Annotated in this window: 18 protein-coding genes; 10 read left to right on the forward strand and 8 right to left on the reverse strand. The window is 69.6% G+C overall.

Features of this window, described 5'->3' with window-relative positions:
* The first annotated feature begins 143 nt into the window (after window positions 1-143).
* The 6 genes from APY03_RS10580 (at window position 144) to APY03_RS10605 (ending at window position 6,155) form a co-directional block, all read left to right on the forward strand.
* Entirely contained in the window at window positions 144-1,205 is a 1,062-nt protein-coding gene (locus APY03_RS10580; protein ID WP_068676562.1) for a TRAP transporter substrate-binding protein, read from the forward strand.
* 11 nt (window positions 1,206-1,216) lie between these two features.
* Window positions 1,217-1,867, forward strand: coding sequence for a TRAP transporter small permease subunit (locus APY03_RS10585; protein WP_068676699.1), 651 nt, complete (start codon window positions 1,217-1,219; stop codon window positions 1,865-1,867).
* Complete coding sequence (locus tag APY03_RS10590; RefSeq protein WP_068676564.1) at window positions 1,864-3,156, forward strand: TRAP transporter large permease; 1,293 nt, start codon at window positions 1,864-1,866, stop codon at window positions 3,154-3,156. Before APY03_RS10585 ends, APY03_RS10590 begins: the two co-directional genes overlap by 4 nt.
* Window positions 3,157-3,163: 7 nt before the next feature.
* Window positions 3,164-4,549, forward strand: coding sequence for an amidase (locus APY03_RS10595; protein WP_068676566.1), 1,386 nt, complete (start codon window positions 3,164-3,166; stop codon window positions 4,547-4,549).
* Complete coding sequence (locus APY03_RS10600) at window positions 4,525-5,307, forward strand: 2-keto-4-pentenoate hydratase (protein WP_232081194.1); 783 nt, start codon at window positions 4,525-4,527, stop codon at window positions 5,305-5,307. Before APY03_RS10595 ends, APY03_RS10600 begins: the two co-directional genes overlap by 25 nt.
* Before the next feature lie 77 nt (window positions 5,308-5,384).
* Complete coding sequence (locus APY03_RS10605; protein ID WP_068676701.1) at window positions 5,385-6,155, forward strand: fumarylacetoacetate hydrolase family protein; 771 nt, start codon at window positions 5,385-5,387, stop codon at window positions 6,153-6,155.
* Window positions 6,156-6,206: 51 nt separating this feature from the next.
* Here the strand turns inward: APY03_RS10605 and APY03_RS10610 are convergent, their stop codons facing one another.
* The 3 genes from APY03_RS10610 to APY03_RS10620 all read right to left on the reverse strand — a co-directional run bounded on the left by APY03_RS10610 (window position 6,207) and on the right by APY03_RS10620 (window position 8,062).
* Window positions 6,207-6,953, reverse strand: a complete 747-nt coding sequence (locus APY03_RS10610; RefSeq protein WP_068676570.1) for a hypothetical protein — start codon at window positions 6,951-6,953, stop codon at window positions 6,207-6,209.
* A 66-nt stretch (window positions 6,954-7,019) separates the two neighbouring features.
* A complete protein-coding gene (locus tag APY03_RS10615; RefSeq protein WP_068676572.1) occupies window positions 7,020-7,610 on the reverse strand; it encodes a mobile mystery protein B in 591 nt (196 codons plus the stop codon).
* The gene (locus tag APY03_RS10620) at window positions 7,601-8,062 is read right to left on the reverse strand and encodes a mobile mystery protein A (protein ID WP_068676574.1); all 462 of its coding nucleotides are present in this window, start codon (window positions 8,060-8,062) and stop codon (window positions 7,601-7,603) included. The genes APY03_RS10615 and APY03_RS10620 overlap by 10 nt, the downstream gene beginning before the upstream one ends.
* A 122-nt stretch (window positions 8,063-8,184) precedes the next feature.
* Between APY03_RS10620 and APY03_RS10625 the strand changes: the two genes are divergently transcribed.
* On the forward strand, window positions 8,185-9,156 hold the full coding sequence (locus tag APY03_RS10625) for a threo-3-hydroxy-L-aspartate ammonia-lyase (protein WP_068676576.1): 972 nt from the start codon (window positions 8,185-8,187) through the stop codon (window positions 9,154-9,156).
* Window positions 9,157-9,159: 3 nt separating this feature from the next.
* On the opposite strand, the gene APY03_RS10630 is transcribed toward APY03_RS10625, so the two are convergent.
* Genes APY03_RS10630 through APY03_RS10640 form a run of 3 tightly spaced genes read right to left on the reverse strand, consistent with a single transcriptional unit; the run spans window position 9,160 to window position 13,845 of the window.
* The gene (locus APY03_RS10630) at window positions 9,160-11,445 is read right to left on the reverse strand and encodes a LamG domain-containing protein (protein ID WP_068676578.1); all 2,286 of its coding nucleotides are present in this window, start codon (window positions 11,443-11,445) and stop codon (window positions 9,160-9,162) included.
* Window positions 11,442-12,416, reverse strand: a complete 975-nt coding sequence (locus tag APY03_RS10635) for a Bug family tripartite tricarboxylate transporter substrate binding protein (RefSeq protein ID WP_068676580.1) — start codon at window positions 12,414-12,416, stop codon at window positions 11,442-11,444. The genes APY03_RS10630 and APY03_RS10635 overlap by 4 nt, the downstream gene beginning before the upstream one ends.
* Window positions 12,417-12,444: 28 nt before the next feature.
* Complete coding sequence (locus tag APY03_RS10640) at window positions 12,445-13,845, reverse strand: aminotransferase family protein (protein ID WP_083944274.1); 1,401 nt, start codon at window positions 13,843-13,845, stop codon at window positions 12,445-12,447.
* 72 nt (window positions 13,846-13,917) lie between these two features.
* Between APY03_RS10640 and APY03_RS10645 the strand changes: the two genes are divergently transcribed.
* Window positions 13,918-14,832 (forward strand): LysR family transcriptional regulator, encoded by a 915-nt coding sequence (locus APY03_RS10645; protein WP_068676706.1) that lies wholly within the window; start codon window positions 13,918-13,920, stop codon window positions 14,830-14,832.
* Window positions 14,833-14,850: 18 nt separating this feature from the next.
* Here APY03_RS10645 and APY03_RS10650 read toward each other — a convergent pair whose 3' ends face one another.
* A complete protein-coding gene (locus APY03_RS10650; protein ID WP_068676582.1) occupies window positions 14,851-16,170 on the reverse strand; it encodes an AsmA family protein in 1,320 nt (439 codons plus the stop codon).
* Between the two features lie 110 nt (window positions 16,171-16,280).
* Between APY03_RS10650 and APY03_RS10655 the strand changes: the two genes are divergently transcribed.
* Complete coding sequence (locus APY03_RS10655) at window positions 16,281-16,706, forward strand: hotdog fold thioesterase (protein WP_068676584.1); 426 nt, start codon at window positions 16,281-16,283, stop codon at window positions 16,704-16,706.
* A gap of 54 nt (window positions 16,707-16,760) precedes the next feature.
* Window positions 16,761-18,119, forward strand: coding sequence for a solute carrier family 23 protein (locus APY03_RS10660; protein ID WP_068676586.1), 1,359 nt, complete (start codon window positions 16,761-16,763; stop codon window positions 18,117-18,119).
* On the opposite strand, the gene APY03_RS10665 is transcribed toward APY03_RS10660, so the two are convergent.
* Entirely contained in the window at window positions 18,086-18,424 is a 339-nt protein-coding gene (locus tag APY03_RS10665) for a hypothetical protein (protein WP_068676588.1), read from the reverse strand. The two genes, APY03_RS10660 and APY03_RS10665, sit on opposite strands and share 34 nt — an antisense overlap.
* Window positions 18,425-18,550: the final 126 nt, after the last annotated feature.

The raw sequence follows: 18,550 nt of genomic DNA on the forward strand, positions 1-18,550 counted from the left end.
GCCAAGTGATTGATTCCAAAAGGCTTCTGCCGGCTTTCCCGCAGCGCGGGAAAGTTCGCATGCAAGCCTTGGCACGCGCTCCAATGACCAGTCTTCTTCATCGTGCCGCCCCGATTCCGACCCTCCCCTCTCCAGGAGCCTTCATGCCGCTGCCCCATCGTTCCTCCAAGATCTTCGCCGCCGCACTCGCGCTGGCCGCCCTCATCGCACTGCCCGCCGCCCAGGCGCAGGACCGGATCAAGCTCAAGGCCATCGGCCAGCCACTGGCCACCGGACTGATTCAGAAAAACAAGGAACAGCCCTTCTTCGAGAACTTCGCCGCCCGCACCGGGCTGCCGATCGATGTCGACTACAAGCCGATCGACACGCTGGGCATCAAGGACACCGAGCAGCTGCGCGTGATGAAGGCCGGCCTGTTCGACCTCGTCTCGCTGCGCGTGTCGCAGAACTCGCGCGACGAGCCGACCATCCTGGGCCTCGACCTGGTGGGTGCGGCGCCCGACTATGCGACCGGCCGCAAGGTGGCCAAGGCCTATTTCGACACGGTCGATGCGCGGCTGCAGCAGCAGTTCGGCGTCAAGCTGCTCGGCGTGTGGCCGTTCGGGCCGCAGATCCTCTTCTGCAAGAAGCCCGTCGCCAAGCTGGCCGACATCAAGGGCATGAAGGTGCGCGTGTACGACCAGAACCTGGCCAAGTTCATCGAGATGGTGGGCGGCACGCCGGTGCCGATCTCCTTCGCCGACACGCACCAGTCGTTGTCGCTCGGCGTCGTCGATTGCGCGATCACCGGACCGAGTTCGGCGAACTCCGCAGGCTGGCCGGAGGTGACGACGCACCAGTTGCCGATCGGCTTCCAGATGGCGCTCAACGGCTACGGCATGACGATGAAGTCGTGGAACGCGCTGAAGCCCGAGCAGCAGGCCAAGCTGAAGTCGGCCTTCGACGGCCTCACCGACGAAGTCTGGAAGTACTCGGAGGAGCTGTTCCAGGATGCGCTGAACTGCAACGCCGGCAAGGACCCATGCACCACGGGCAAGAAGTTCAATCTGGTGAACGTGCCGGTCACGCCGACGGACCTCGAGCTGGTGCGCGGCGCGGTGAGCAAGGTCTCGCTGCCGGTCTGGGCCGAGGTCTGCGACAAGTCCAACGCGGGCTGTTCGAAGACCTGGCAGGCTACCGTGGCACCGGTGCTGGGGCTGAAGTGAGCGACGCCGTCATGACGAGCGCGAGGCAGGAGCCCCTGGCCCCGCCCCGGGGGGCGGCGGCGCCCGCGAAGCCCGCCGGCCTCAAGACACGCATCGAGACCGTGCTGGCCACCGTGTTCGGCACGATCTTCCTCGGCCTGGCCGCGATCGTCACCATCGAGACGCTGGCGCGCAAGCTGTTCAACATCTCGCTGCAGGGGGCCGACGAGCTGGGCGGCTACGCGCTGGCGGTGGGCTCGACCATCGCCTTCAGCCTCGCGCTGATGGGGCGCAACCACATTCGCGTTGACGTCTTCCACGAGCGCTTCCCGGCGCGCGCACAGGCGCTGCTGAACTGGATCTCGATCGTCCTGCTCGCCGCGTTCGCGCTCTTCATCGCCTGGCTCGCATTCAAGGTGATCGGCGACACCATGGCCTATCGCAGCACGGCGCAGACGCCCTGGGCGACGCCGCTGATCATTCCGCAAAGCGTGTGGTACGCAGGCCTCGTGATCTTCGCGCTGGTGGCCTGCGGCTTCGCGCTGCGCGCGACGCGCCTCCTCCTCGCCGGCGACATTGCCAGGCTGAACAGCGACTTCCATCCGAAGAGCGCCAAGGAGGAGCTGAAGGAAGAGCTCGACGATCTCGCGGTGCGCCAGGAAATCCAAGGGGACAGGCCATGAACGTGTCGGTCATCGCGGTCGCGTTCTTCGCGATGCTCGCCATGATGCTGGTGGGGATGCCGATCGCAGTCTCGATGGCGCTGGTGGGCATCGTCGGCGGCATCGCCGCCTACGGGACCCCGTTCATGGATTCGATCGCGCCGGTGGTCTGGGGCGTGCAGAACGAAAGCCTGCTCACCTCGATCCCGCTGTTCGTGCTGCTGGGCGAGCTGCTCCTGCGCTCGGGCATTGCCGACCGCATGTACATCGCGCTGTCGGCCTGGCTCGGCCGCCTGCCGGGCGGACTGCTGCACACCAACATCGGCAGCTGCGCCCTGTTCGCCGCGACTTCCGGCTCCTCGGTGGCCACGGCCGCGACCGTCGGCACCGTGGCGCTGCCCTCGCTGCAGAAGCGTGGCTATCCGATGCGCGCCTCGCTGGGTTCCCTGGCCGCCGGCGGCACCCTCGGCATCCTGATCCCGCCGAGCGTGAACATGATCGTCTATGGCTCGCTCACCAACAACTCGATCGGCAAGCTGTTCATCGCCGGCATCATCCCGGGCCTGCTGCTGACCAGCCTCTTCATGCTGTGGATCGCGATCTCCAGCCTCGCCAGCGGCAAGGTGATGCGCGAGCCCAAGGTGCCGCTGGACCAGCGCCTGCGCGCCCTGGTGCACCTGGTGCCGCCCATGGTGGTGTTCGGCATCGTGATGGGGAGCCTCTACTTCGGCATTGCGACCGCAGCCGAGAGCGCGGCGCTCGGCGTCATCGCGGCGCTCGGCTTCGTCTGGCACTCGGGCAAGCTGAGCCGGGAGCTGATGCGCAACTGCTTCGTCTCGACGGCGCGGGTGAGCGGGATGATCCTGCTGATCATCGCGGCCGCCTTCATCCTCAACCTGACGATCAGCCTGACCGGCGTCGCCGAGTCGATGACGAAATGGGTCGCGGGCCTCGGCCTGTCGGCCACCGGGCTGATCCTGGCGCTGATCGTGTTCTACCTGGTGCTGGGGATGTTCATGGACGTGCTGTCGATGCAGGTCGCGACCATCCCGATCACCTACCCGATCGCGGTCGCGCTCGGCGTAGACCCGATCTGGTTCGGCATCTTCATCGTGCTGATGTGCGAACTCGGCCTGATCACGCCGCCGGTGGGCATGAACCTGTTCGTGGTGCATGGCATCCGGCCGGACAAGGGCGGCATCCAGGACGCGATCTGGGGCGCACTGCCCTTCGCACTGATCATGATCCTGTTCACCCTGCTGCTGATGGCCGTGCCGCAACTGGTGACGTGGCTGCCGGCCCACATGTGAGCGCACGATGACGTCCATCACCCCGCTCTGGCAACTCACGGCCACGCAGCTCGCGGCCGGCTTCCGGGAGGGCGCCTTCACGCCGGCGCAGGCACTCGAGGCCTGCCTGGCGCGCAGCGCCGAGGTCAACCCGCGGCTCAACGCGCTGGTCGCGCTGGATGCCGAAGGCGCAACCCACGCGGCCGAGCAGAGCAGCGCACGCTGGCGCTCCGGGCACGCGCTCGGCCCGCTCGACGGCGTGCCCGTCACCATCAAGGACAACCTGCAGGTGCGCGGCCTGCCCACGCATTGGGGCAGCCGCGCGCTGGCCGGGCTCGTGGCCGAGCGCGACGAGCTGCCTGTGGCGAAGCTGCGCGAGGCCGGCGCGGTGATCTTCGGCAAGACCAACGTGCCCGAGTTCACCATGCAGGGCTACACCGGCAACCCGGTGTTCGGCGCAACGGGCAATCCGTGGGACCCGGCGCTGACGCCCGGAGGCTCCTCGGGCGGCGCGGTCGCGCTGGTCGCGGCCGGGGGATGCCCGATGGCGCTGGCCACCGACGGCGGCGGCTCGATCCGGCGGCCTGCCTCGCACACCAACCTGGTCGGGCTCAAGCCCTCGCGCGGGCGCGTGCCGCGCGGCGGCGGACTGCCGCCGATCTTTCTCGACTTCGAGGTCGCCGGGCCGCTGGCGCGCTGCGTGGACGACGTGGCCGCAATGATGCAGGTGATCGGGCGCGGCGGCATGCAGCCCGTGGCTGCGGCGCCCGCGCGCATCCTCTACATCCCGCGCTTCGGCGATCACCCGGTCGACCCGGCGATCGCGGCGCTCACCGCTGCCGCCGCGCGCCAGTTCGCGGCGCTGGGCCACGAAGTCACGACGGCCGATCGCTTCGATATGGCGGAGGCCGTCAACGAGCGATGGCCGCTGCTCTCGCAGGTCGGGCTGGCGTGGCTGGTCGCGCATCCGCAGGCGCTGTCGTCCACGCGTGCTTTGGATCCGGCCTCGTTCGGGCCCGTGATGCAAGCCAATGCGCAGACCGGCCGCGACGCATCCGCCCTCGCGCTGTTCGACCTGCTGTTCGAGGCCGAACGGCTGCGCACGGAGCTGGCGGGCCTGTTCGAGCGCCACGACTTCCTGCTGACGCCGGCGGCGGCGGCGCTGCCGTGGCCGGCTGGAGAGACGCATCCGCCGCGCATCGACGACTGCGAGGTCGGGCCGCGCGGGCATGCCGTCTTCGCCGGCTTCGTCAACGCGGCCGGGCTGCCGGCGATCGCGCTGCCCTGCGGCTTCGCCCAGGGGCTGCCGGTCGGGCTGCAGCTGGTCGCACGCGAAGGCGGCGACGACGCGCTGCTCGACCTGGCCCGCGCCTTCGAGCGCGCCCATCCGTGGCAGCGCTTTCCCGAGCTGTGACGCAGGCAGCGGCCACCGTCACGCCGGCAACCGCCGCACGCGCGCTGTTCGTGGCGCGGCGCGATGGCCGGCGCGTGCCCTCGGCGCTGGTGCAGCCGGCGGATCAGCACGAGGCCTACGCCATCCAGGACGCGACGCTGGCCGCCCTCGGCACCGTCGGCGGCTGGAAGGTCGGCGCCCGCGCCGGCCAGGTGCCGACCTGCGCGCCGCTGCCAGCGGAGGGGCTGCTGCCCGACGGCGCATTCCTGACCGGCCCGGCCTGGCGGCTGCGCGGCATCGAGGTCGAGGTGGGCTTCCAGCTCGGCGTCGACCTGCCGCCCCGCGCCGCGCCCTACACGCGGGACGACCTGGCCTTCGCGGTGCGGGCGGTGCTGCCGGTGATCGAAGTGGTGGAGACCCGCCTGGCCGACTGGCTCGGCGCCGGCGCCCGGGCGCAGCTGGCCGATCTCCTGAGCCACGGTGCGCTGGTGCTGGGCCGGCGCCAGCCCTTCGAGCCGTCGTGGTTCGACCTGGCGGGCGTCGAGGCCGAGCTGCGCTTCGGCGAGCAGATCGTGGCCCACACCGTGGGCGAGCATCCGAGCCCGGATGCGGGGACGCTGCTCGAATGGCTGGCCAACCACTGCTGCGCGCGTGGTGCGGGGCTCAAGGCAGGGCAGGTCATCACCAGCGGCTCGTGCACAGGAATGCTGTTCGCCTCCCGGGGCACGGAGGTGCAGGTGGAGATCGGCGGGCTCGCGCCCTTGAGCGTGTCGTTCTAGTGGGCCGTCATGGTCGATCCGAATTGCTGATACGGTCCACCGGGCTTTGCCCCTTTTGAAGCAACAGAGGAATGGAAATGACCCTATCGCCTATCGATGCCGTTGCAGATGCGCTTGTGCGCGCACGCCGCGGTCACGTGCCGGCCGACGCGGCTCCACTGGCCGCCGGGCTCATCGATGCAGCCGATGCCTATGCGGTACAGCAGCGCGTGGCCGCCGAACTCGGCTGGTTCGACGGCGCGGCGCCGCGTCACTGGAAATCGGGCGGCCCGTCGCGCGAGGCGGTGCTGACGCATGCGCCGCTGCCGCCGGCAGGCGTCTGGACCAGCCCGGCCCGAAGCGGCGCCTGGCCCTTCCACCAGCGCGGCATCGAGGCCGAAGTGGCCCTGCGGCTGGCGCGCGATGTCGATGCCGTGCTCGCCGCCAGGCTGGACTTGGCCAGCGCCAGCGCGCTGGTCGATGCGATGGCCGTCTCGATCGAGCTCGTCGACTCGCGCTGGCGCGAAGCGCTGGAGGCGCCTGCGCTGTGCAAGCTGGCCGACCTGCAGTCGCATGGCGCACTGGTGCTCGGCGACTGGGTTCCATTCGAGGCGCGCGACTGGCGCACGCAGACCTGCCGCGTGCACATCGGCGCGCAGGCGCCGGTGGAGCGGCAAGGCACCCACACGCTCGGCGATCCCACCTTTCTGCTGCCGGGCTGGCTGCGCCACGCCACGCGCGAAGGCACGACGCTGGCGGCGGGGACCGTGGTGACCACCGGAAGCTGGGTCGGAATTCTTCACGCCGCCGGGGGCGACCTCGTCTCGGCCGAGTTCCCGGGCATTGGAGAGGCGTCGGTGCAGTTGTAGGGCAGTCCGAAGGGGCAGCAGGACATCCGTACGCGAAGGTCTCGCGTACCCCTAGGTCAGCCAACGCGCATCGCCGCGGCCCGGGCCCGCGCGCGGCAGGCCGTAGGGCAACGGCAGCGACGCCGTCGTGCGGCTGGCCTGGAGCACGGCGCGGTCGGTCTCGACCTCGTGGAAGCAGGCCAGCATCGCATTCACGCCCGGTGCACGGCCGGGCTGCGTGCGCCAGGACGGCCACTCATGGTCCATCTGGGCGCAAAGGTCCTTCCATGTCTCGGCCAGGGCCGCCCAGGACACGAGTTCGGGGTCGGCCACGCGGCGCGCGAGCCGATGCAGTGCGCGCTGCAACGAAGGCACCTGCTCCACCAGCAGGCGGCAGCGCCGGAAGTCCTGGGCATCGCCCGGCAGGTCGAGCGCGGTGCCGCCATAGTGGGGCGGGCGCACGCCGGTCAGCAAGGTGAAGAGCGCCAGGCTCGACAGGCCCTGCTCGCCGGCCGCCAGCCAGCGCACGGCCTGCGCGTCCAGCCGTCGCGCGGCGCGGCCCAGCTGCGCGCGGACCCGGCCGGTGGCGGCGGCGGCCTCCTGCTCGCGGATACGAGCGAGGCCCTCGGCGGGGCCGATGACGGCCGTCGCACCCAGCATGCGCGCCACATCGGCATGCAGCACATGCAGATCGCTGGCCTGCCGCAGCAGGCGCAGCCAGGCACCGAGCGGCATGTGGCCGTACACGATCGTGCAGCCTTCGCGCTGCAGGATCCGGTAGTTCGGCGCGCCCTCGGACGCTGGCTTCCACGTGCTCATGCCTGTCTATCGGCAGGCGGGGGGCTGCCGAACAGGGAGGCGGGTCGAAAAGAGCTAGCGGCGCGGTCAGCGAACCAGGAAGGCGCTCAACTTGGCGATGTCGCCGGCGTCCGCCGCTCGCAGGGCATCCAGGTAGATGTTGCGGACATCACCGGCGGTTGCGAGATCGGCTTGCTGGCCCCAGGAAAAGGCAGGCGCTCCTGCTCGTCTCAACAAGCTGTCCGTCATCAGCCGCGCGTGCCGGCCGTTGCCGTTCGGGAAGGCATGGACAAGCACGAGCTGGTGATGAAACCGAACTGCGATCTCATCCAATGGAAAGACTTCTTCATCGACCCAGAAGCGGGTGTTGTCGAGCAGCTGACGCAGCCGCATCGGGACCTGGCGCCAATCGCCGCCAATGTCCTTGTCGGATTTCCTGAAGGTTCCGGCCCACTTCCAGGTCTTGCCAAACATGCGCTTGTGCAGCGTACGGCAGAACTCCTCGGTCAACACTTCGGTGTGCCGGCCGCGCTTGAGCCACTTGAGCGCTTCGACGATGTTGGTCTGCTCCCACTCGTTGAGCTGCTCCTGGGTGGCGATGTGCTTCGGGATGAGCTGCGCGAGCTCGTCCGCGTCGATGGGCGTTTGGCCCGCCTGATACTGGAGCGCTACCGCCACAGGTCCGAGCGCTTTCCAGAGAGCAGTTCCGCGCGACGCCGGTCCAACTGCAGACGCAGATAGGCATCGCTTGGCCGTTGCTCTTCAAGGCTCATCGAATGCGCCACGCCAAGGATCTCGGCCTCGGCCATACGGCTCGCCTGTTCCTCGACCACCTCGACCAGGGACTTGCGGGGCACCAGCCCGTAGACGAGTTCGCAGTCCAGCCCCTCGGCGAGCTTGCGCAGCTGTGCCAGTGAAATGCGTCCGTCCGCTTCCGCCTGCTCGGACTTGTGCAGCGTAGCCGCAGCAATTCCCAGACGCCCCGCTTGTTGTCGAACTGTCCGCCCCAACGCCTCGCGCACAGCACGCAGCCAGCCTCCGTTCGGAACCTGAACTCCTCGAACTCCGCGGTAGGGCGTCAGCGCAGCGTCGACCTGCTCGAGGCGAAGCTGGTTGAGATCCATGGTCATGCACGGCTTTCAACTTTCGGAAACGTTTATGTTAGCCCATAAACGAACAAGATTGGATGCTTTGTTGGCCCATAAGATAACGTCCTGTAAACTTTGTTGGCCTATACGCGAACAAATATCCCATGCCAGACACTTTCAAGCTCCCCACGTATGACGATGTCGCCGCCGCTGCGCGGCGCATCGAAGGCCATGCCCATCGCACGCCGGTGCTGCGCTCGCGCACGGCCGACGAGGAACTGGGCGCGCAGCTCTTCTTCAAGTGCGAGAACCTGCAGCGCATGGGCGCCTTCAAGTTCCGCGGCGCCTTCAACGCGCTCGCGCAGTTCGACGAGCAGCAGCGGCGCGGCGGCGTGGTGGCCTTCTCCTCGGGCAACCATGCGCAGGCGATCGCGCTGGCGGCACGCATCCTCGGCATGCCCGCCACCATCGTGATGCCGCACGACGCGCCGGCCGCGAAGGTGGCTGCCACCAAGGGCTATGGCGGGCAGGTGGTGATCTACGACCGCTACAAGGACGATCGCGAACAGATCGGGCGCGACCTGGCGCAGAAGCACGGCATGACGCTGATCCCGCCCTACGACCACCCGGACGTGATGGCCGGCCAGGGCACGGCGGCGAAGGAGCTGTTCGAGGAAACCGGCCCGCTCGATGCGCTGTTCGTGCCGCTGGGCGGCGGCGGGCTGCTCTCCGGCTCGGCCCTGGCCACGCGGGCGCTCGCTCCGCAGTGCAAGCTGTACGGCGTGGAGCCCGAGGCGGGCAACGACGGGCAGCAGTCCTTTCGCAGCGGCAGCATCGTCCACATCGACACGCCCAGGACCATTGCCGACGGCGCGCAGACGCAGCACCTGGGGCAGTACACCTTCGCCGTCATCCGGCGCGATGTCGACGACGTGCTGACGGCGAGCGACACACAACTGGTCGAGGCGATGCGCTTCTTCGCCACCCGCATGAAGCTGGTGGTCGAGCCCACCGGCTGCCTGGGCTTCGCGGCCGCACGCGAGATGAAGGCGCAGCTGCGCGGCCTGCGCGTGGGCGTGCTGATCAGCGGCGGCAACATCGACGTGGAGCGCCTGGGCGCATTGCTCGCGGGCTGAGGTTCACTCCCTGGGCTGCACGCCGAAGCGGTACAGCACATTGCGCAGCAGGCGGCCGAACACCGGGTCGCTGCCCAGCACCCAGGCCGCGCCCACCGCGCCCGCGTGGAACACACGGCCGCCCTGGGGGCGCTCCCAGTAGATCATCTCGGCCGACAGGCCGTCGATGGACTCGGTGAGGTTCGAGAAGCAGTCGAGGTAGGCGTCGAGCCGGCCGGGCACGCGGCGGATGCCGTGGGCGATGACCTCGATGCCCTGCTGAGACACGGGCAGCACTGCGCCCGGCGGCACCTGCTTCGTCATGCGCGCCAGGGTGGCGATGGTGAGATCCCATTCGTGGCCGATCGCGCGCGGCAGACCCCCGCCCGGCGCATGGCCGAAGGTCTGGCCTTCGGCCAGTCCCAGCGGGTGGGGTTCGTTGAACAGGGCATGCCGCGGCTGCGTCACGTGGTAGACGCCGAAGTCCTCGCCGTCCGCAAAGGCCCAGCCCGCGGTCTCCAGGCCGATGATGTCCGCGGCCGCGCGGCCCGAGGCCTTGAGGCGGCCGCCGCGCGCCCAGTCCTGGCTGTGGTACTGCTCGCCGAAAGGGCCGGCGGGCGGGCCCACGGGCGGCACGGTCTCGTCATGGCCGGGGCCGTTGACCTTGCGCTGCTCCATGACCGTCATGTCCTCGTCGTAGCTCACGCGCAGGTACATGGTGTTGCCCGAGAGCACGATCGCGCTGCCGCCGCGGCGCAGGTAGTCGTCCAGGCCATCCACGGCGGGGGTCGACCAGTACTCGCTGTGGCCGTTGACGATGACGCTGCGGTAGCGCGAGAGCAGCGATGGGTCGCGATGCAGGTCGATGTCGCCGAGCACATCGAAGTCGTAGCCCTCGCGCTCCAGCCACACATGGAGGCGGCGCTCGAGGCGTGCCCACTGGCTGAAGCCGCTGCCTTCGGGGTCGTACAGCGCATTGGGGCTCGCGTTGGGCCACGGCATGCGCAGGCCGACCTGGTAGCAGGGCTGGCCGGCGCGGTGGTAGGTGTAGCTGCAATAGGCGGGGGCCTGCGGGTGGCAGTTCTCCAGGCCCATCGAGCGGCGCGGCCACACGGGATCGTCCACCACGTTCTTTGCGAAAGGCGTGCTCGCATAGGCCAGCCAACTGCTGACGGCGCACAGCACGAGGACCGGCGCGGGCGCCGCATGGGCGGGCTTGCGGACGATGAAGCTGATGTCGTAGTCGGCGTCGCGGCCATCGAGCTCGAAGCGAAGCCGGGCGACGTAGAGGCCGGGCCGTGCGTCCTGCGGGATGCGGAACTCGTGCGTGGCCTCCCAGCGGCAGTCGTAGAGGTCGTCGCTCGCCAGCCGCAGGCCATGGCCGCGTGTCGGATCGCTGAAAGGGTCGTACGCGGATTCGGCGTCTTCGCAGGTGCCGACCCTGGCCGGGTCGAAGGCCGGGCCGACGATCATCCAGGTGGCGTGGTTGACGATGCGGCCGGTGCGCTGGTGGCCGCTCGCGTCGGCTACCTGTGCGCCGCGCTCCTCGCGCAGCGGCCAGCAGGCCAGCACCGAGCGGCCGGTGGGGGCGACCAGGCCGCGTGCCGCGAAGCGCTGCGCGATCTCCTGCGCTTCGAGCGCTCGGTCGTAGACCACCGGCATCAGCAGGTCGGCGTCGAGGAAAAGGTCGGCCAGGCCATCGATGGCGCCGGCGCCGAGGCGCAGCGGCGCGGGGCCGGGCCGCACCTCCTGCGCGGCCTCCCATTGCCCGGCCTGCACGCCATCGATCCACAACGCGGCGACCCGGCCGTTCCAAGTGGCGGCCACGTGTTGCCAGCACCGTGCGGCCAGCCGGCCTCGGGCCTGCAGCGCATCGGCGCGGAAGGCGCCGCCATCGCCCAGGTGGAAGCCCAGCGCCCCGCCCTCCTCGATGAAGAGGCCCCAGCCGCAATGGGCCGGAAAGTCGTACTGGCCGATGAGGCCTTGCCGCACGTCGATGCGCCACGGCTTGACCCAGCATTCGACCGTCAGGCTGCGCAAGGGCAGTGCGGCGGGCAAGCCCTTGTCGACATGCACATAGGAACCCGGATGAATGGGCTGCACCCGCGCCGCCGAAGGCGCGAAGCGGTGCAGCACCACGTCGTCGCTGCGCCCTTCCACATCGCTGCCCAGCCTGCAGACCGAGAGCCGGCAGGCCCGGTCGCTGCTGACGTGGAAGCGCAGCAGCTCCCCGGCCGCCACGCTCTTCTGGTCGGCATAGCCGTGGACGCCGGGAAGCTGAAGAGGCTTGTGCGGGGGGATGCTGCTCATTCGGAGGTGAAGCCCGAGGCCTTGACCACAGGGCCCCAGCGCTTGAGGTCGTCTTCGATGAGCCGGCTCAGCTCGTCCCCGCTGCTCGGGTGCGGATCGCTGCTGAGCTTGAGCAGGCGCTCCTGCACCTCCTTGTTGGCCAGCGCCTTGCCCAGCGCCGCGTGCAGCTGGTCGACGATGGGCTTGGGCGTTCCAGCCGGCACGAACAGGCCGGTCCATTCGAGGTTGTCGAAATGCGGCTGGCCGAGCTCCTTCAACGTGGGTACGTCGGGCAGCAGCGCGGCGCGCTTCGCGCCGTTGACCGCCAGCACCTTCAGCTTGCCGCTCTGCTGATGGGCCACCAGGTCGGCGATGGGTGTGATGCCGGCAGCGATCTGGTCGCCCAGCAGGTCCTGCACCAGCGGTGCCGCGCCGCGGTACGGCGCTGCGACCAGGCTGACCTTGGCTTCGGTGCCGAGCCGATAGCCCATGAACTGCGCGACGCTGCCGGGCGCGGGAACACCGTAGCTGGCCTTTTGCGGGTCGGCGCGCGCGATGTCGAGCCACTGCTTCACGTCCTTGGCCGGCAGCGCGGCGGGCACGGCAATGCCTTCGTAGAAGCTGGCGACGCGGCCGACGGCCTTGAAGTCCTTCACCGGGTCGTAGCGCACCGACTTCGAGGTCAGGGGCAGCATCACCATCATGTGCATGTTGGCCAGCAGCACGGTGAGGCCGTCGGGTGCGGCGTTGCGCACGTAGTCGGCTGCGATCTGGCCGCCGGCGCCGGTGCGGTTGTCGACCACCACGGTGGTGCCGAGCTCGGCCGCGAGCTTGTCGGACAGGGTGCGCGCCTGCACATCGGCCGAGCCGCCGGCCGGGTAGCCGACGATCAGCTTGACGGGACCCTTGTTGGCGGCAATCTGCGCGGGCGCGGCAGCGGCGAAGGCGAGGCTGGCGCAGGCCAGCGCGGTCTGCAGGAGACGATGGATCATGGTGAGCCTTTGAAAGGATGAGAAAAGGTCAGGCCGCGAGGCCCTTGCGCGCGATCTCGTCGGCGAGGTCCGCGAGCGATGTCTCGAGCAGATCGGCCAGGATGTCGATCTCGGCCTCGCTGATGGTGAGTGGCGGCGTGATCATCTGGAAGTCGCCGAAGGCGCCGAGGTTGGCGCGCCGGTTGTAGAGCGCGATGCCGTGCTTCAGCCCATGTTCGGTCAGCCGCGCCGGCGCGTTGAAGGCCGTGGGCAGCTGGCGCCGCGTGGACTTGTCGGCCACGATCTCGATCGCCGTCAGCAGGCCCTTGCCGCGCACGTCGCCGACGATGGGGGACCGTGCCGCGATCTCGCGCAGCCGCGCCATCAGCAGCTCGCCCCGCTCGTGCGCCCGCGTGACGAGGTCCTGGCGGATCACCTCGTCGACCACCGCATGCGCGACCGCGCATGAGAGTGGATTGGTGAAGTAGGTGTGGCCATGCACGAAGCCGCCGCTGCCGGCCACCGCGTCGACGATGCGGTCGGGCGCCAGCAGGCAGCCCAGTGGGGTGTAGCCCGCGGCCAGGCCCTTGGCGAGGGTGACCAGGTCGGGCCGGGCGGCGGGCCAGTGGTGGGCGGCGAGGAAGGCGCCTGTGCGGCCGGCGCCGCTCATGATCTCGTCGTAGATGACGAGCACGCCATGGCGGTCGCAGATCTGCCGCACGCGCTCGAAGTACGCAGCCGAGGACACCACGGCGCCGGTCGAGAGGCCGCCGATGGGTTCGAGGATGAAAGCGAGCACGGTCTCGGGGCCTTCGCGCAGGATGGCCTGCTCGAGCGCGTCGGCGCAGGCCATCTCGTGGGAGGCCGCCGTGTACCCCTCCGGCACGCGGTAGGACAGCGGCGCCGGCACCTTGGGCATCGACCGGATCATCGGCCCGTACAGCTTCAGCGTGTTGGCATCGCCGGTGACCGCGAGCGCACCGAGCGTGGAGCCGTGGTAGCTGGGGTCGCGCGAGATCACCTTGCTGCGGCTGCCCTGCCCCGTGACCACCGCGTACTGCCGCGCCAGCTTGATGGCCGATTCGTTGGCCTCCGAGCCGCCAGAGACGAAGAAGGCGCGGTCGAAGCCCTCGCCCGCCAGCGCGCAGACGCGATCGGCCAGCGCGATGTTGTGCTCGCTCTCGAAGAAGCGCGGATAGGCGAAGCTGACCTTGGAGGCCTGCTCGGTCATCGCGGCGAGCACGCGCGGGTTGCCGTGGCCGATGTTGGCCACGACCGCGCCAGCGGTGGCGTCGAGGTAGCGCCGGCCGTCCGCGTCCCACAGGAAGACGCCCTCGCCGCGCGCGATGCGCGGCGGGCGCGGCGCGCCCTTGGGTGCGTAGAAGCCGAGGACGGTGCCGCCCTGGGGCGTGTCGCCGACGGTGCGGGCGATGGAGGCCGGGTTGTTCATGCCGCGGACGATACGAACAGAGCGCCCCGGTGGGTAGACGTATCGAGCGATGAAGTGCTATACGTCATGCGCATGAAGTACACCCACGACCGCCTGGATCTGCTTGCGACCTTCATCCGCATCGGCGAGAGCGGATCGCTCAGCAAGGCAGCGCGGCTGCTGGACACCACGCAGCCGACGGTGAGCCGGCGCCTGCTGGAGCTGGAGCGGCTGCTGGGCTGCAAGCTGGCGCTGCGCACGACCGCAAGCTTCTCGCTGACCGACGAAGGCCGCTCGCTGCTGGCAGAGGCGCATGACCTGACCGATCGATGGTCGGGCCTGTCGCACCGGCTGTCGGGCGGCCAGAGCCGGCCCGAGGGCACCTTGCGCGTGATCGGTCCCTCGGGCTACGGCACCGGCTTCCTGACGGACGCGGTGACGGACCTGCGCGCCGCGCATCCGGGCCTGCGCATCGAGCTGACGCTGACCGATCGCGTGGTCGACCTCGCGGCCTCGGGCGCGGAGTGCTGGGTCTGTGTGGGCGAGGTGCGCGACCCAGGCCTGGTCAGCCGGCACCTGGGCGCCATGGAGCGCGTGCTGATCGCCACGCCGGCCCTGCTCAAGCGCACCGGCCCGGTCACGCTGGCGCGGCTGCCCTCGCTGCCCTGCGTGGGCCTGGTGCCTTACGTGGAGGGCAGCGTGCGGCTGCTCGACCGGTCGGGCCGCTCGCGCATGGTGCGGCTGGACACGCCGATCAAGACCGACAGCCTGCTGTCGAGCTACCGCGCCATCCTCAACGGCGCCGGCATCGGCGCCGCTGCGCCGTGGATGTGCCATGCGGACATCCAGGCCGGCCGGCTCAAGCGGGTGCTGCCGCGCTGGTGGCTGGAGCCGATCGGCATCCACGTAGCGCTGCCGCCGGGGCTGTACCGGCCAGCGCGGGTGACGGCCTTCATCGAGGCATTGAAGCAGCGCATGCATGCACTGCCGGGATTCAGGCCCGCGTGATGACGAAGGAGCGCCCGCTCAACGTGCCCTGGACGGCGCGGGCGGCTGCGGCTTCTTCTTCTCGTCCTCGCCGCCGAACAGCTTTTCCACCTGCTGCCCGATGCGAGCGCCAATGGCGGTACCCACGCCCGGCAGCACGGCCGTGCCCACCGCGGCCCCGGCCAGCGCGCCGCCGGTCATCGAGAGCTGAGGGTCGTCGAGCGTGCCGTCCAGCTTGAGCGGGACGCCGACCACCCCATCGACCAGGTCGATCGCCATTTCGCCATTCAGACGGCGATTGAGCACGCTTGCGCTGCCGCTGGCGTTGAGCACGCCGGAGCGCGCCTGCAGGCCGGTGTAGCGCAGCAGGACGCCGTCCTCGGTGTTCTGCGTCTCGACGGTCCCGGTGAGCTCGTCGAGCACCGTCTGGCCGCCGCGCGCGGCGCCGGGCGCGCCGACCACCTTCGACAGGTCGAAGCCCTTGACAGTCGCGGGCCGCATGGCGAAGCGGGTGCGGGTATTCAGGTGGCGGATCAGTTCGCCGACGTCATCGCCCTCGCTGCGCACTTCGGTGCGGCCATCGAAGCGGCCCTCGACCGCCTGGTTGCGCCGGAAGGCGCTCACCAGCTCGCCCACGTCCACGCCCCGGGGCTCCAGCTGGGCGCTGAGGCGCAGGGGGCCCTTGTCCGGCGCCTGCAGCTCGGCCTGGCCGTTCCAGGTGCCGCCGCCGGCATCGATCTCGACGCGCCAGCGGTCTTCCCCGCCCTCGCGCGCGAGACGCAGCCGGGTGGTGGGCGAAACGCCGGGGCGCAGCACTTCCGCCTCGCGCGGGCGCCAGCCGGGGTCGAAGCGCAGCTCGGCGTCATATGCGAGGGCGATGTCGCGGCGGTTGATCCATGTGATGTCGCGCAGCTGCAGCCGCTCGATCGGGATCTCGGCCGGCGTCCAGGCGCCGGCCAGCACGCCGGAGACCTCGTCCTTTTTCCAGCGCCCGCGGAAGGCGCGCACCGAGGCCCGCGGGAGCACGGCGCCTTCGACTTCGACGGCCTCGATGGCGATGGTGCGGCGCCACAGCGCATCGAGCCGCGGCCGAAGGACGACATGGCGCACGGTGATCGGCCGCGGCTGCTCGGTCGCGAGGTCGCGCAGCACCACCACCGGCTCCGGGCGCAGCGACCAGCTCGCGCCGCCAACGCGCAGGCCGATGCCGCTCGCGCGCTCGAAACTGTCGCTGATGTGGGCCGCGAGTTCCTCGTCGCTCGGCAGCAGCCGCAAGGCGAACCATGCCCCGCCGCCCAGCAGCAGGAGCAGCACGATCACCGAGCCGATGACCCATCGCCGGGCACGCGTCAGCTTCATGGCACGAGCTTAGATCCATGGCCCGGCGTGCGCATCGGCGGCGGGCTCGTGGCCGTGTCAGGGCCAGTCGCTATAGTTTTGGCCGAACCCAACCGAACCGGAGAAAGCGAATGTCCATCTGGAAGAAAGAGATCTCGATCGAGGAGCTGACCCGCAGCCACGTGAATACGGCGGTCGCGACGCTGGGCGTGGAGTTCCTCGAGATCGGCCCCGATTTCATCCGCGGCCGCGTGCCGGTGGACGAGCGCACGCGCCAGCCCTACGGCATCCTGCACGGCGGCGTGTCGGTGGTGCTGGCGGAGACGCTGGGCTCCTGCGGCGCGCACTACTCGGCGCCCGAAGGCCACCGCGCGGTGGGGCTGGACATCAATGCCAACCACATCAGGGCCACGACTTCGGGCTGGGTCACGGGCGTCGCGCGCCCGGTACACCGCGGCCGCAGCACGCAGGTCTGGCAGATCGACCTCACGAACGACGCGGGCGAGCTGACCTGCGTCTCGCGGCTGACGATGGCGGTGCTGATCCCGCAAGGCTGAGAAGGCGAGCGCGCCCAGCGGGCGGCCAAAGAACAACAACCGAGGAGAAAAGACATGAGCGATTCCTACCTTCCCCGCTGGCGCACGGTGGCCACCGGCCACGCCGCCGTGGTGGCACCCGACGAACGCCTGCCCTGGCCGCAGACCATTGCAATGGGCGTGCAGCATGTGATCGCGATGTTCGGCGCGACCGTGCTGGCGCCGATCCTCATGGGCTTCAACCCCAACATCGCGATCCTGATGAGCGGTGTCGGCACGCTGATCTTCTTCCTGGTCACCGGCGGCCGGGTGCCGAGCTACCTGGGCTCCAGCTTCGCCTTCATCGGGGTGGTGATCGCGGCCACCGGCTATGCCGGCCAGGGGCCGAACGCCAACCTCGGCGTGGCGCTCGGCGGGATCATCGCCTGCGGCGCCGTCTACGTGCTGATCGGCGTGCTGGTCGCGCTCACCAACGAGCGGCACCACAAATCAACGCCGATCCGCGGCGTCGAGGTGGAGGAGATCGAGCAGGATGTCGCGGTGCACTGGATCGAGCGGCTGATGCCGCCGGTGGTGACGGGCGCGGTGGTGGCGGTGATCGGGCTCAATCTCGCGAGCGTGCCGATCAAGAACATGGCGCCGACCGGCTTCGACACCTGGATGCAGGCGCTGACTTTCCTGTGCGTGGGCCTGATCGCGGTCTACGCGCGCGGCATGGTGCAGCGGCTGCTGATCCTCATGGGCCTGATCGCGGCCAGCCTGATCTACGCCATGCTGACCAACGGCCTGGGCCTGGGCAAGCCGATCGACCTGGGCCCGCTGGCAGCGGCGCCCTGGTTCGGCCTGCCGAGCTTCACGGCGCCGGTGTTCGAAGTCAACGCCATGCTGCTGATCGCGCCGGTGGCGGTAATCCTGGTCGCCGAGAACCTGGGCCACATCAAGGCGGTGAGCGCGATGACCGGGCGCGACCTCAATCCGTACCTGGGGCGCGCCTTCGTCGGCGACGGCATCGCAACCATGGTGAGCGGCGCGGCCGGCGGCACCGGGGTCACCACCTATGCAGAGAACATCGGCGTAATGGCGGCCACCAAGATCTATTCCACGGCGATCTTCGTCGTGGCGGCGCTGATCGCGCTGCTGCTGGGCTTCAGCCCCAAGTTCGGCGCGCTGATCCAGGCCATTCCGCTGCCGGTGATGGGCGGGGTGAGTATCGTGGTCTTCGGCCTGATCGCGGTCGCGGGGGCCAAGATCTGGGTCGACAACCGGGTGGACTTCTCGCAGAACCGGAACCTGATCGTCGCGGCCATCACGCTGATCCTGGGCACAGGCGACTTCACGCTCAAGTTCGGGCAGTTCGCACTGGGCGGCATCGGCACCGCCACCTTCGGCGCGATCCTGCTCTACGCCATGCTCAACCGCTCGCGCGCAGCCTGAGGCGGGCTCCACCAGCTCGGCAGCGCGTGCGTCCGGCAGATGCGCAGCACGCGCACCATGAGCTCCTGGAACAGGCCCAGCGGGTCTTCCACCATGCGCGCGACCGGGTAGCTGCCGAGCGCGAGCCCTGCGAAGCGGATCTGGACGCTATCGAAGTAGCTGTACAGCCCTTGCCCCGCGTCGAGCAGGCAGCGTTCCGCCGTGTCGAAGAAATCGCCGCACTGGAGCTCGGCCGCCGGTGCCGCGCCGAGGCTGTAGGTGTAGAGGTCCGGACGCACCGAGCGAATGTCGAGGATAGGTTGCATAAAAGGAGGAAACGAGCAGCCCGGCTGAGGGCCGAAGCGAGCGAGTCTCTGAAAAGAACGCTTGCGTGCGTGTAGGAGTCAAGCGCACATTGACGCCGGTGTTGCATGCACGGGTCAATATGAAAC

The organism is Variovorax sp. WDL1 (assembly GCF_001541225.1).
Lineage (GTDB): Bacteria > Pseudomonadota > Gammaproteobacteria > Burkholderiales > Burkholderiaceae_C > Variovorax.

Bases quoted from the DNA above. Each gene is read 5' to 3' on its own strand.
- APY03_RS10580 (WP_068676562.1), top strand. From the start codon at position 144: ATGCCGCTGCCCCATCGTTCCTCCAAGATCTTCGCCGCCGCACTCGCG.
- APY03_RS10585 (WP_068676699.1), top strand. From the start codon at position 1,217: ATGACGAGCGCGAGGCAGGAGCCCCTGGCCCCGCCCCGGGGGGCGGCG.
- APY03_RS10590 (WP_068676564.1), top strand. From the start codon at position 1,864: ATGAACGTGTCGGTCATCGCGGTCGCGTTCTTCGCGATGCTCGCCATG.
- APY03_RS10595 (WP_068676566.1), top strand. From the start codon at position 3,164: ATGACGTCCATCACCCCGCTCTGGCAACTCACGGCCACGCAGCTCGCG.
- APY03_RS10605 (WP_068676701.1), top strand. From the start codon at position 5,385: ATGACCCTATCGCCTATCGATGCCGTTGCAGATGCGCTTGTGCGCGCA.
- APY03_RS10610 (WP_068676570.1), bottom strand. From the start codon at position 6,953: ATGAGCACGTGGAAGCCAGCGTCCGAGGGCGCGCCGAACTACCGGATC.
- APY03_RS10620 (WP_068676574.1), bottom strand. From the start codon at position 8,062: ATGACCATGGATCTCAACCAGCTTCGCCTCGAGCAGGTCGACGCTGCG.
- APY03_RS10625 (WP_068676576.1), top strand. From the start codon at position 8,185: ATGCCAGACACTTTCAAGCTCCCCACGTATGACGATGTCGCCGCCGCT.
- APY03_RS10630 (WP_068676578.1), bottom strand. From the start codon at position 11,445: ATGAGCAGCATCCCCCCGCACAAGCCTCTTCAGCTTCCCGGCGTCCAC.
- APY03_RS10635 (WP_068676580.1), bottom strand. From the start codon at position 12,416: ATGATCCATCGTCTCCTGCAGACCGCGCTGGCCTGCGCCAGCCTCGCC.
- APY03_RS10640 (WP_083944274.1), bottom strand. From the start codon at position 13,845: ATGAACAACCCGGCCTCCATCGCCCGCACCGTCGGCGACACGCCCCAG.
- APY03_RS10645 (WP_068676706.1), top strand. From the start codon at position 13,918: ATGAAGTACACCCACGACCGCCTGGATCTGCTTGCGACCTTCATCCGC.
- APY03_RS10650 (WP_068676582.1), bottom strand. From the start codon at position 16,170: ATGAAGCTGACGCGTGCCCGGCGATGGGTCATCGGCTCGGTGATCGTG.
- APY03_RS10655 (WP_068676584.1), top strand. From the start codon at position 16,281: ATGTCCATCTGGAAGAAAGAGATCTCGATCGAGGAGCTGACCCGCAGC.
- APY03_RS10660 (WP_068676586.1), top strand. From the start codon at position 16,761: ATGAGCGATTCCTACCTTCCCCGCTGGCGCACGGTGGCCACCGGCCAC.
- APY03_RS10665 (WP_068676588.1), bottom strand. From the start codon at position 18,424: ATGCAACCTATCCTCGACATTCGCTCGGTGCGTCCGGACCTCTACACC.